This is a genomic window from Variovorax sp. VRV01 (genome assembly GCF_014852545.1).
In the GTDB taxonomy this organism is placed as follows: Bacteria; Pseudomonadota; Gammaproteobacteria; order Burkholderiales; family Burkholderiaceae_C; genus Variovorax; species Variovorax beijingensis_A.
The window spans coordinates 99,238-112,231 of sequence record NZ_JACVBS010000018.1 but is presented as its reverse complement, the minus strand read 5'-3'; the positions used below and the strand labels follow the sequence as shown (position 1 = coordinate 112,231).

At 70.6% G+C, this 12,994-nt stretch carries 6 protein-coding genes; 1 reads left to right on the top strand and 5 read right to left on the bottom strand.

The features are described from left to right. Positions 1 to 3: 3 nt before the first annotated feature. Together IB278_RS26590 and IB278_RS26585 are read right to left on the bottom strand one after the other, a co-directional pair. Entirely contained in the window at positions 4 to 1,257 is a 1,254-nt protein-coding gene (locus IB278_RS26590) for an MFS transporter (protein WP_145741394.1), read from the bottom strand. Further along, positions 1,244 to 1,768 (bottom strand): GNAT family N-acetyltransferase, encoded by a 525-nt coding sequence (locus IB278_RS26585; RefSeq protein ID WP_145741396.1) that lies wholly within the window; start codon positions 1,766 to 1,768, stop codon positions 1,244 to 1,246. The genes IB278_RS26590 and IB278_RS26585 overlap by 14 nt, the downstream gene beginning before the upstream one ends. Before the next feature lie 49 nt (positions 1,769 to 1,817). Here IB278_RS26585 and IB278_RS26580 point away from each other — a divergent pair, with 49 nt between their 5' ends. Beyond that, positions 1,818 to 2,762, top strand: coding sequence for a LysR family transcriptional regulator (locus IB278_RS26580; RefSeq protein WP_145741398.1), 945 nt, complete (start codon positions 1,818 to 1,820; stop codon positions 2,760 to 2,762). Here the strand turns inward: IB278_RS26580 and IB278_RS26575 are convergent. From IB278_RS26575 to IB278_RS26565, 3 genes are all read right to left on the bottom strand, one after another. After that, positions 2,743 to 3,981, bottom strand: coding sequence for an MFS transporter (locus IB278_RS26575; protein ID WP_145741400.1), 1,239 nt, complete (start codon positions 3,979 to 3,981; stop codon positions 2,743 to 2,745). The two genes, IB278_RS26580 and IB278_RS26575, sit on opposite strands and share 20 nt — an antisense overlap. Positions 3,982 to 4,148: 167 nt before the next feature. After that, positions 4,149 to 4,688: a hypothetical protein gene (locus IB278_RS26570; protein WP_145741402.1), complete on the bottom strand. Its 540-nt coding sequence runs from the start codon at positions 4,686 to 4,688 to the stop codon at positions 4,149 to 4,151. Positions 4,689 to 4,718: 30 nt separating this feature from the next. Further along, complete coding sequence (locus IB278_RS26565) at positions 4,719 to 12,908, bottom strand: GH36-type glycosyl hydrolase domain-containing protein (RefSeq protein WP_145741404.1); 8,190 nt, start codon at positions 12,906 to 12,908, stop codon at positions 4,719 to 4,721. Positions 12,909 to 12,994: the final 86 nt, after the last annotated feature.

Here is a 12,994-nt window from a genome sequence, read left to right as displayed (position 1 = left end):
GGCTCATCCGGCACGCCGGCCGCGCTCCAGCCGGCCGAAGCGCACGATCATCCACGGCCCCAGCAGCGCGCCGAGTCCGACCGAACTCCATGCCGCCACCCAGCTGTACGTGCTGCCGAGGCCGAAGCGCGTCTGCCCCCAGTCCAGCGCAAGGCCGAACACCCACGGACTCAGCGCGCCGGCGCCGAAGCCCATCACCGAGCGCACCGAGTACGCCACGCCCAGCCGGTGCGGCGCCACCACGTCGGCCAGCGCGGTCGAATAGACGGAAGAGTCCGCGATCGCGAGCAGGTTGTAGATGGCGGCCATCGCGGCCAGCAGCCACAGCGGCCAGGTCCACATCCAGCCGAACGCGAAGGACATGCACAGGCTCATGAGCGTGGCGGCCATCATGATGCGTGCGCGGCCGAAGCGGTCGGACGCGGCACCGCCCCCGATGCTGCCGAACACGCTCACCAGGTGCGCGAGCGCCGCCAGCGCAATGCCCGCGCCCTGCCATGGCGCGGCACCGCCGGCCGAGGCGACCAGGTAGGCCGGCAGCCAGGCCCACAGGGCCATCAGCTCCCAGCAGTGGAAGGCATAGGCCCAGTTGCCGGCCATGGCGGGCTTGTCGCGCACCGTCTCGGCCAGCGCATGCCAGGTGCCTTCGCGCGGCGTTCCCGTGCCGGCAGGCGGTGCGGGCGGCCGCATGCGCCGCAGTGCCGGCACCGTCAGCAGCGCACCCGCGAAGGTGCAGCCCGCCGCCGCCAGCAGGCCGAACCGCCAGTGCAGGGCATGGCTGAAGGCCGCCACCACCGCCAGCGACAAGGCGTAGCCCATCGACGCCGACCCAAGGAAGAGCCCCATCGCCCGGCCGCGCACGGCGGGCTCGGCGTTGCGCGCGAGCAGCTGCAGGCCCGGCGTGTACGAGGCGCCCGCGCACAGCCCGGCCAGGCCGTAGAGCAGCAGCGCCGAAAGATGGTCGTGCGCGAAGGCGGCAAAAGTCAGTGCCGAGCATGCGCTGACCGCGCTGCCGATGAAGAAGACGCGGTGCGGGCCGTAGCGGTCGGCCAGCAGGCCCACGGCAAACAGCGAGCTCATGTAGCCGACGTGCCATGCGCTCTGGATCGAGCCGGCCTGCGCGGCTGTCATGCGCCAGTCGGCCATCATGAAAGGCAGCACCCCGGAATAGGCTGTGACCACCATGGCCTGCAGCAGCCGGCTCGCGCACAGCAGCGCGAGCCATCCGCGAGCGGGGGCCGGTTCAGCGCAGCGCACGTTGCATGAGCACGGTGTCGACCCACTGCCCGAACTTGAACCCCACGTTGCGCAGCACGCCCACCGTTTCGAAGCCCAGGCCCAGGTGCACGCGCTGCGAGCCCGCGTTGGCACTGTTGCCGATCACCGCCACCATCTGCGCGAAGCCGCTGCCGGTGCAGCGCCGGATCAGCTCCTGGAGCAGCGCGCGGCCGATGCCATGGCCCTGCATGCCCTCTGCGACATAGATCGAGTCTTCGACCGTGTAGCGGTAGGCGGAGCGGCTGCGGTAGGGGCTCGCATAGGCGTAGCCGGCCACCTCGCCGTCCTTCACCGCAACAAGGTAGGGGAGGCCGCGCGCAAGCACGCCGGCGCGGCGCGCCTGCATCTCTTCGACGCTGGGCACCTCTTCCTCGAAGGAGCACAGGTCGTGCAGCACGTAGCGGCTGTAGATGGCCTGTACCGATGGCATGTGGTGCGCCCCGGCGTCGAGGATTTCAATGGCAGCGAGTGCTTGGGTTGGCGGAGGCATGGCGCGGATCTTGACGCTGCACTGACGATAAGTGAAGCTTCGCTTACTGATGCAAGGCATAAGAAATACTTTGGACAAGACACTGAACCTCGATCAGCTCCGGTCTTTCGGCCTGGTGATCGAAACTGGCAGCTTCTCGGCCGCGGCCGACCGGCTCGGCCTCACGCAGCCTGCGGTGAGCCTGCAGATCCGCCAGCTGGAGCGCAGGCTCGCGGTGCGCCTGGTCGAGCGCGTCGGCAAGCGCGCCAGGGCCACGCCGGCCGGCGCGGAGCTGCTGCGGCACAGCCACCACATCGAGACCGCGGTGGAGAACGCCATCGACGCGCTGGCGGACCACGCGAGCGGCATCACGGGCCGCGTGCGGCTGGGCACCGGCGCCACCGCCTGCCTGTATTTCTTGCCGGCCGTGCTGCGCAGCCTGCGCGAACAGTTTCCGGCGCTCGGCATCGTGGTGAGCACCGGCAACACCGACGACCATGTCCGCAAGGTGGAGGAGAACAGCAGCGACCTTGCGCTGGTGACGCTGCCGGCCGCGGGCCGGTCACTGAGCGTCGTGCCGGTGCTCGACGACGAGTTCATCGCCATCGGTCGCAGCGATCTCGCGCCGCTGAAGGCGCGCGTGGCGCCCGCCGATCTGGCTGCGCTGCCGCTGGTGCTGTTCGAGCCCGCGGCCAACACGCGCAAGCTGGTCGACCGCTGGTTCGCGGCCGAAGGCCTGCAGCCGCAGCCTGTCATGGAGCTGGGCAGCGTCGAGGCCATGAAGGAAATGGTGGCTGCGGGGCTGGGCTACGGCATCGTGCCGCGCATGGCGATGACGGGCCGCGGCGCGCACCCCGGCCTGAAGATCAGCCGGCTGGACCCCCGCATGCACCGCACGCTCGCCGTGGTGATCCGGCGCGACAAGCCGGTCAACAAGGCCCTGCGCGTGGTGCTCGATGCGATCCTGGCGGCGGGCGCAGAGGCCGGCCGCGCTGCTACTCGGCCGAAGAAGTAGCCAGCGCGGCGCCGCCGCGCGCCCGGCCCAGCGTGCCGACGATGAGCGCCGCAATCAGCACCAGCACGCCGCTGAGCACCATCGCGCTGGAGATGCCGTGGTTGTCGACCGTCACGCCGCCGATCAGCGCGCCGGAAGCGATCGCCACCTGGAAGCCGCTCACGAGCAGGGCCTGGCCGGCTTCGGGAGCGTCGGGCACGGCCTCCATCATCCAGCCCGTGAGCGCGACAGGGATCAGGCCGAAGGCCACGCCCCAGATCACGACCACCACCGCGCCGGGCACGAAGCCGGAGCCGATCACGGTCGAAAGCAAGAGTGCCGTGGCCAGCATCAGCGCCGCCAGCAGGGTGGTGCCGCGCACGCTGCGCGCCACCAGGCTGCCGCCGAGGAAGGTGCCGACGAAGCCCACCGCGCCATAGACCAGCAGCAGTGTCGAGACCGAGTTGGGCGCGAGCCCGAACACCTGCTGCAGCAGCGGCTTCAGGTAGGTGTAGGCCGCGAAGTGGCCGGCAATGAAGAACAGCACCGCGAGCAGCCCGACCTGCGCCATGCGGCGCGTCAGCGGCGTGAGCAGGTCGCGCGCACCGATGGCGCGCACCGGCGGTATCGCGGGCAGCAGCCACAGCTGCACCAGCAGCACCGCGGCTGCGAGCGCGCCGGGCGCGGCGAACGAGGCGCGCCAGCCGAACTGCGTGCCCAGGAACGAGCCGGCAGGCACGCCGAGCACGGTGGCGGCGGACACGCCCGCCAGCACCAGCGACATGGCGCGCGCCTTGGAGGCGTCCGGCACCAGCTGCGTGGCGGCGGCCGGCGCGAAGGTCCAGAAGCCGCCCACGCACAGGCCGAGCATCAGGCGTGCGACCAGCATGGTCGCGAAGTTGGGCGCAAAGGCGGCCAGCAGGTTCGAGGCGATCAGCAGGGTGGTGAGCGCGATCAGCACGGTGCGCCGGTCGAGCCGGCCCGAGGCCACGATCAGCGCGGGGCCGGCAAAGGCGGCCAGCACGCCGGGCATGGTGATCATCAGGCCGGCCGTGCCGTCGGACACGTTCAGCCCGCGGGCGATGTCGGTCAAAAGGCCGATGGGCATGAACTCGGTCGAGACCATGGCAAAGGTGCCGACGGCGATCGAGCCGACCGCAAGCCAGGCGGAGCGGGCGGTCCTGGCGGGTTCGGGCGCAAGATCATCGATGCAGGGGTTGCTGCTGGGTGAATTCGTCATGGGAAGAGGTCCTGGGCCGCGTCGGCAAGCGCATACCGACACGTTGTTGCGAAAGGCTGCCCAGTGTCGGAGCGGACGGGTCCGCGACAAAGGGGCCTGCCGGCAGTAGTCAGTTTCCCGGCGGAGAACAATCGACCCTTTTGCCGTTCGCCGCCTTCCCGGTTCCGCTAGACGTGCGATGCGCGAAGCTCCAGCACCCGCCCATCGGCAATGAACGAATCGCCCACCAGCACGCGAAAGGCCGCACCTGCGGGAAACCGCGCCGCTGCGGTTTCCGGCGACAGAAGCTCGATGTCGAGCGCATGCGGCTTTCCCCTTGCGAGCACTTCTCCCTGCGGCACGAACCAGCGCGCGGAGAAGCCTTCGCTGCCGACCACCAGCGCGCAGCGGTATTCGCCCGCGGCCAGCGGTACGTCGTGCGAAGGCAGCGCCGGCGGGCGCAGCGTGAGCTCGGCCAGGAAGTGGGGCGCGAACGCGCGCGTCGCATCGAAGGTCGCGGGCTCGGCCGGCGGCGCGCGACGCGGCAGCTTGCCGATGAGCCAGGCAATGACGTTGCCGATGATCGGCACCCACAGCACCATCAGCAGCGTGCCGATGTCGCGCGTGGTCGTGCCGCGCTCGGCGTAGTGCCGCACGATCGCGCCCGCGACCGCCACGCACAGCAGGATGAAGACGATGAGCTTGCGGCGGGACTGGATGGTGGTCATGGACAGGGAAATGGAATCGGCCCGCGGACCTTAACTCACCCGCAGCACCGCATCCGCCGGCAGCGCCTGCCAGTCGATCCATTCGCCGATGGCGGCATGGTGCGTGGGCGTTCCGGCGGCATCGGGCGTTCCCCATTGCAGCGTCAGACGCCGCTGCCCGAGCCGCAGCGCAATCTCGAACCCCGGCCAGTGCGCGGGTACGCGCGGCGTCAGCGCGAGCATGCGGCCCTTCACGCGCAGGCCCAGCAGCGTTTCGACGGCGGCGCGGTGCAGCCATGCGGCCGAGCCGGTGTACCAGCTCCAGCCGCCGCGCCCGACATACGGCGCGGCGCTGTAGATGTCGCCGGCCATCACGTAGGGCTCCAGTTCGTAGGCGGGTCCGCGCTCGGGATGCATCGCGCGGTGCGCGGGGCTCAGGCCCTCGAAGCTGCGCCATGCCGCTTCATGGTCGCCCTGGATTGCCTGCGCCATCAGCGCCCACACCGCGCCGTGCGAATACTGCCCGCCGTTCTCGCGCACGCCGGGCGGGTAGGCCTGGATGTAGCCCGGATTGTTGGCCGAGTGGGCGAAGGGCGGCGCCAGCAGGCGCAGCAGGCCGGCCGGCCCGTCGTGCAGATGCGTCTTGACGGCGGCCATCGCCGGGCCGGTGCGGGCGTCGTCCGATGCGCCCGAGAGCACTGACCACGCTTGCGCGATCAGGTCGATGCGGCACTCGTCATTGGCCGACGAACCGAGCGGCGCGCTATTGTCGAAGAAGGCGCGGCGGAACCAGGCGCCGTCCCAGCCGGCATCGTGCAGCGCGGCGATCCAGCCTCGCCGCGCCTCGTTCCAGCGCGCGGCCCTGGCGTGCTCGCCGCGCGCCTGGGCGATCGGCGCGTATTGCTCGACCACGCTGCACAGGAACCATGCCAGCCAGACCGATTCGCCGCGGCCTTCATGGCCGACCCGGTTCATGCCGTCGTTCCAGTCGCCGGTGCCCATCAGCGGCAGGCCGTGCACGCCGGTCTTCAGGCTGCGGTCGATGGTCAGCGCGCCGTGCTCGAACACCGTGGCCGTGCGGCCGCTGTGCTGCGGCGCGTAGTAGGCGTCCTCGGCGCCCGCGGGAATCGCGGGGCCTTCGATGAATCCGACCACGTGGTCGAGCAGCGCGGCATCGCCGCTCACCTCGACGTAGTGCGCCGTCGCAAAGGGCAGCCACAGCAGGTCGTCCGAAAAATGCGTGCGCACGCCGGCGCCGCCGGGCATGTGCCACCAGTGCTGCACGTCGCCCTCGGGGAACTGGCGCGCCGCGTTGACGATGATCTGCTCGCGCAGCCGCGAAGGATCGGTGAGCGCGAAGGCCATCGCATCCTGCAGCTGGTCGCGAAATCCGAAGGCGCCTCCGGCCTGGTAGAAGCCGGCCTTCGACCAGAGCCGGCAGGCCAGCGTCTGGTAGACGAGCCAGCGGTTGGCCATGGCATCGAACAGCGGGTCGGGCGTGCGCACCTGCAGGCGGCCCAGCAGCTCGTCCCAGAAGCCGCGCACCTGCGCCAGCGCTTCGGGCACATCGCGTTCGCGCCAGCGGCGGGCGAGGGCGAGCGCCGCATCGGCGTCGTCGGCGTGGCCCAGCACGAAGGTGAAGCCGACGCTCTGGCCGGCGCCGACGACCAGTTCGCCGCCGACCGCCGCGCAGGCATCGAGCCCGCTGCCGGCCCGGCGCGCCAGCGTGTCGGGCACTTCGACGATGCCGCGCCCCGCGAAGAACTCGTTGCGGTCGCAGGTCCATTGCGTGGCACCCGGCAAACCTGCCAGCAGCAGGAAAGCCGTGCTGCCGCCAAAGCCCGTGCTCGATTCACGCTGCTGGCCGAACACCGCAGGCTGGTCTTCGGGCTTCCAGCAATGAACGGTGCGCCGGTCTCCGCGCGCGGCGCCGAGCTGCCACTCGGCCATGCCGAGCGCGCGCAGGCGCCGCTGGCCGGAGCCCTGGTTGTGCACGCGCACATGCACCAGCTTGACGGCGTCGTCCCGGTCCGCGAAGAAGGTGGTCTTGATGGCGAGCTCCCGCTGCCGGCCCTCGAAGACCGTGTAGCCCTGGCCATGCCGCACGCGATGCCGCACTTCGCCGCCATCGCCCGCACCCTGGCCCGCCGGCGTGAGCGGCAACAGCACGCCCGAGGCGAGGTCCTGCAGCAGGTAGTGTTCGAAGGCCGGATCCTGCACCGGATCGTTCGACCATGGCGTGAGCTGGTGCATGCGGCTGTTGCCGGCCCAGGTGAAGCCGGTGCCCCATTCGGACACCTGGAAGCCGAAGCCGGCGTTGGCGATCACGTTGATCCAGGGGCGCGGCGTGCGGTGGCCGGCGCCGACCTCGAAGCGGAACTCGCCGCTGTCGGCATCGAAGCTTCCAGCAGGCGCTGTCGTGGACGGTGTCGCCGCGGGCCGGACCAGCAACGCGGCACGCGACGATGCGGCCTGGGCCTCGGCGTCCGTGCCGGCATCGACCCGCGCCTCGTGCAGAGCCGCCACCTGCGTCTCGAGGGGGCGCCCGTCGGCGGTGAACACCACGCGCGCCAGCTTCGAAAGCGCCGCCTTCTCCGAGGCCGCCACCTCGTGGTCGCGCAGCAGGTAGAAGCCTGCCGTGTCGTTGCGTGGAAAGCTGTTCTGCGTCTGGTGCGCAACGCGCAGGCGCAGCGCCTCGATCTCGCGCTGCAGCGGCATCAGGTAGGAGTTCGGCTCGCCGTTGAGCACCACCAGGTCGCAGGCCACGCCGCCGAAGCCCCACCACGGCTGCGCACGCAGCAATGCGTTGATGAGCCCCATGCCGTCCATCGAATGGATCGCGACCAGCACGATGGGCTTGTCGCCCGAGATGCCGAAGCGCCAGATCTGCCGCAGGTCGACCAGTCCGCGGTCCTTCATCACGCGCGGCGTGGTGTAGGTGAGGATGGTCGTCAGGTCCTGCAGCGCAAAGGTCTGCGCGGGTGCGATGCTCAAGTCGCGCAGCCGCACCTGCGCCAGCGTGGCAGCCATGCGCGTGGCGCGTTCGACGTGCATCGGCTCCAGGTAGCGGTCGATGCTGGGCATCAGCGCCTCGATGCTTGCGTCGGCGGCGGTGGCGAAGCTCAGCCGCGCGGTGGCCCCCGGCGCGATCGACAGGCGCACGCGCAGGCATGCGATGGGATCGAGCCCGTTCACCGGCGTGCCGTCGGCCGCCAGCGGCTGCGCATCGAGCGCGGGGTTCGCGAGCGACCGGTTGCGGCCGATGAAGGCGCGCCGGTCGGTCATGCAGTCGATGGAAAGCACATGGGCATCGACCGAGGCAAGGAAGTGCGCGGCGGCCACCACCGGGTCGCCGTGCAGGCGCGGCTTGCGCGCCATCAGCAGCGCACGCCATGCGGGTTCCCAGCGCGACTCGACGAACAGGTTGGCGAAGGCCGGATGCGCCTCGTCGGCCTTGGGATTCGACAGCACCGGCTCGAAGTAGGAGACGAGTTCGAGCGTGCGGGTCTCTCCGCCGCTGTTGTGCAGCGTGATGTTGCGCAGCTCGGTGTCGTCCTCCGGGCTGATCAGCACCGTGGTGCGCGCTTGCAGGCCGTCGCCGGCCGCATCGAACTGCACCTGCTCGGCGAGGAAGCGGGTGCGGTAGGTCCAGCCGGCGCCGGGCGCGGGCAGGGCCGTGAGCGAAACGGGCTCCTGCCGGCCTCCATCTTTTTTGGTATCGCGCAGGTAGAAGAAGGTCCCGTGGCTGTCGCGCAGCGGATCGTCGCGCCAGCGGGTCACGTTGAATGCGTGCCACCGGCTGACGCCCGCGCCGTTGGCGCGCAGGGCCACCGTGTAGCGCCCGTTCGACAGCAGGTGGGTGGGCTGGAAGCGGGACGCCGTCGGGTCCACCGCGCGGGGCTGGAACAGGGGCGCAAGTTCGCTCAGGCTGGGCTCGGGCGGCGTACGCGGATCGGCGCTGCCGATGATCTGCCGCGGCGTGCGCTCGTGCAGCAGCGATTCGTGCGCTTGCACCAGCGCGGCACTGCCGAACCAGCGGCGCGGCGCCTCGGTACGCAGCACATGGCACAGCGCCACCAGAGACATGCCCTGATGGTGCGCCATGAAGTTGCGCACCACGGTGAAGTCCTGTCCCTCGGCCTGGCGCGAGGTGGTGAAATCCACCGCGTCGTGAAAGCCGAATTCCCCGCGCGCGCCGAGCGATTCGAGCAGCTCCAGGTTGGCCACCGCCGCGGCCGGTTCGAGCACGGCGGCCATGGCGCTCGCGTAGGGCGCCACCACGCGGTCGGTGGGCGGCGTGCGGCGCAGCGCGAGGCGTGGCACACCGAACGGCGAATACTGATAGGCCAGCGAGTGGTCCTGCGCGAAGTAGGCCGATTCCGAAATGCCCCATGGCAGGCCCAGCGAACGGCCGAAGGCCTGCTGCTCGGCGATGGCCGCGGCGTTGGCCACCTGCAGCAGGCCGTCGGCAGGCTCCGGCATCACGAGCGCGGGCATCAGGTACTCGAACATCGAACCGGACCACGACTTGAGGCCGGGCTGGAAACCCACCAGCAGGAACGGCCGGCCCAGCGCCATCCAGTGGCGGCGAGGTACATCCCCCTTCGCAATCGCCAGGAAGCTCAACAAGCGCGACTCGGAGGCCAGCAGGTCGTAGTAGCTGGCATCGAGCACGTTCTCCTCGACACGCAGGCCGATGTGGAACAGGTGCCGCTTGGGGTCGTAGAGGCCGCTGAAATCCATGCCGGCGTGCAGCGCATCGCAGCGCTGAGCCAGCGCCTCCAGCGCGGGTTCCTCGTGGCGCTGGCAGCCCTCGGCAGCAAAGGCGCGGCAGGCCTGGGCCACGGCCACCAGGTGGCCCGCGAGGTTGCCGCTGTCCACGCTGGATACGTAGGCGGGCGGCAGCAACTGAAGCGTCTGCGTGTCGTACCAGTTGAAGAGATGGCCCTGGTGCTTCTGCATGCGGTCCACGGTGTCGAGCGTGGCCGTGATGCGCGCGAGCAGCGCCGCGGTGTCGATCCAGCGGAACTCGCGCGCGCAGCAGGTGGCCAGCAGGTACATGCCGATGTTGGTCGGCGAGGTGCGGTGGGCGATGGTCGGCCGCGGCTCGAGCTGCAGGTTGTCGGGCGGCAGGTGGTTGTCTTGCGGGCCGACCACGTGCTCGAAGAAGCGCCAGGTGTCGTGCGCCAGTTTCTCCAGGTAGCCGCGTTGTTCGGCGCTCAAAGGATCGGGCACCTGCGCATCGACGCGACTGCTCCACCACGCCGCGAACGGCGCCAGCGCCCAGGTCAGGAACAACAGCGGCCCGGCCACCGGGTAGGCGCTCCAGCACGCCGCCACCACGGCCAGCGCCAGGCAGAGCGCGCTGCTGAGGGCCGCGTTGCGCAGGAAGGGCAACAGCTGCTGGCTGGACTGGGCCTGGGCCTGGGCGGTCGTGGTCCATTGAAGCAGGTGCCTGCGGCTGACGGTCAGCCGCCATGTCGCCAGGAACATCGCATCGAGCAGCAGGCGCGCCTGTGCCGCCAGCTGCACGAACTGCCAGGCTGCGCCGGCCATGGCCCGCAGCAGTTCCACCGCACCGACGTCGAAGAAGTGGCGCAGCTCGATGGCGCGGCGCGTCGGCACCAGTCCCGCCAGGGCGCCGAGCAGCGGTCCGAGCATGAGCGCCGCGGCGACCGCGGCCAGCGCCCATCCGAGCGGCATGGCCTGCGTGAAGACCACGAGCACCAGCAGCGCGAAGGAGGCGGGCACCACCAGCGAGCGGCGCAGGTTGTCGCCCATCTTCCAGAGCCCGAGCGCATCGATGCCGAAGTGCCTGGCGCGCCACAGCAGTGGCAGCAGCTGCCAGTCGCCGCGCACCCAGCGGTGCACGCGCGATGCGGCCACGCCGGAGTGGTGCGGGTGGTCCTCGATCAGCACCACGTCGCTCACCATCGCGCAGCGCGCGACCGTGCCTTCGAGCAGGTCATGGCTCAGCACCGCGCCTTCGGGCAGGCGCCCGTCGAGTGCGGCATGCACCGCGCGCACGTTCAGCAGGCCCTTGCCGGTGAAGGAGCCGCTGCCGAACACGTCCTGGTAGATGTCGGATGCGCCGCTGCCGTAGGGGTCGAGCCCGCACTGCCCGGCAAACATCCAGTGGAAGAAGGAGCGCTCGCTGCGCATCGGAAACGGCGTCACGATGCGCGGCTGGAGGATGCCGAAGCCCGCGACCACGCGCCGCCCTTGTGCGTCGATCTCGGGGGCATTGAGCGGATGGGCGGCGATCGACACCAGGTCGCGCAGCGCGCCCGGCGGCAGGCCCGTGTCGCTGTCGAGGGTCAGCACATAGGGCGTTCGTCCCGGGGCCAGCTGCTGGCCCGGCGCAAGCGGCAGGAAGCCGCTGGCGTCGCCGCTTGCCAGCAGGCGCATCAGCATTTCGAGCTTGCCGCGCTTGCGCTCCCAGCCCATCCAGCGTTCTTCGGTACCGCTCCAGCTGCGCGGCCGGTGCAGCAGCAGGAAGCGCGGGGCCGCGCCGGCGGGCGCCGGATATCTGGCGTTGAGCGCGGCGATGCGCGCAACGGCATCGTCGAGCAGCGGCGCGTCTTCCGGCAGCGAGGCTTGCGGGGCATCGGCCCAGTCGGTCAGCAGCGCGAACTGGGCGTGCGCCTCACGATTGGCGAGCCAGTGCAGTTCGAGCCGGTGCGCGAGCTGCGCGGTGTTCGCGGGTGAGCTCAGCAGCGTGGGAATGACGACCAGCGTGCGATGCCGTTCGGGAATGCCGGCCGCGAAGTCGAGGCGAGGCAATGCCTGCACCCGCACCGACTCGGCCACGATGCGCTGCGCCAGGGCGATCAACGCCTCCGAAAGCGGCCATGCGAGCAGTGCCATCGCTGCGATGGCGGTCCAGCCGCGCGGCGGAGGCAGGCCGTGCGCGACGGTCGCGAGCAGCCACACCGTGCCCAGGACGATGGACAGCACATAGGCGAGCAGGCGCCAGCCGCGGCGGCCATGCAGCCGCCGGGCCCTCGCCGGCCGGCCGGCACGGCCCGCCGGCGCATCGGACTGCAGCGCCGCGACCAGCGCATCGCGCCCTTGGCCGAACAGGTGGTAGCCGGCGGTGCTGTCGGCGCGATCGGTGCCGGCGCTGTCACGGCCGGCCGGCGCAGCGGCCGCGAGCCGCACCACGGCCTGGGCCACTTCGCGTTCGGATCGGCCGCAGTCGCGCGCGATCCGCTCCATCGCATGCGTGATCTGCTGGCGCGTGAGCTCGCTTTCATCGGCGAAGCTGGGCAGCTCGTGCAGCGCGCGCAGCGAGCGGCTGACGGGTTCGATCAGGCCGCTCCACTCGACCTGCCCGATCATGCGCAGCGTGGTGATGATGTTGCCGACCGTGAGGTTGGCCGCGGCCTGCGCGTTCTGCGCCTCGCCGATCAGCGCCGGCCCGTTGGGGCAGTGCTGCTCGGTCCAGCGCACCAGCGCCGGCGTGTTCTCTCCGTGCTCCACCGGCAGGCGCTGCCAGAGCTGCGTGAGGTACGCATCCTGCAGGTTGTGGCTTTGCAATGCGCGGTACAACGTGTCGAGGTCCTGCGTCGACAGATGCGGTGCCGCGTCCCAGACCGCGTGCGCTATTTCGCGCGCCACCTTGTTCTCCGCAATGCTCTCGGCCACGCGGCGCAGGTTTTCGAGCAGCACCACGCGCAGGGTGGTGGGCAGCGCCCAGAGTTCGCCGAGCGTGAGCTCGTCGATGTCCTGGTAGGCGTTCAGAAAGGCGGTGAACAGCGTCTTGTTGAGCACGCTGTCGGTATGGGCCACGTAGGCCCAGGCAATGCCGTAGACGCGCGGCAGGCCCGCGAGCGGCGGCGTGGCGAGCTTGGGCAGCCGCGCGTAGTAGCTGCGCGGCACGCCGTCGTGGATCTGCTGGAGCTGCGCCTCCACAAGGTGGAAGTTGTCGAGCAGCCATTCGGCTGCGGGAGATACATAGCGCCCGCTCTGCGAGATCAGTGCGATGTAGTCGAAAGCATTGCGCAGCGATTCGAGGTTTTCGTCCACGCGCGGGAAAAAGGGCGCTCCCTCGCGCGCGCGGCGCGGGTCGAGTTCGACCACCTGGGCCCGGGCCAGGCTGTGGCCGTGCTGTTCGAAGCGCTGGGCTCCGAAGAGCTCGGCGCGGATCGGCAGCGCCACCGGGTCGTGGGGCGCAAGGAGCAGCGCGCGCGCGTACGCACTGAGATCTGCGAGCCGGTCAACGACAAAGGCGGCGCTCATGGCGCCGCCTTTGTCTGGAGTTCGAGGAGGGGGCCGACTATTTGCCCCCTCTCGGGGGAAATTGCAGCCCGTGTCGCTTCAGGGTC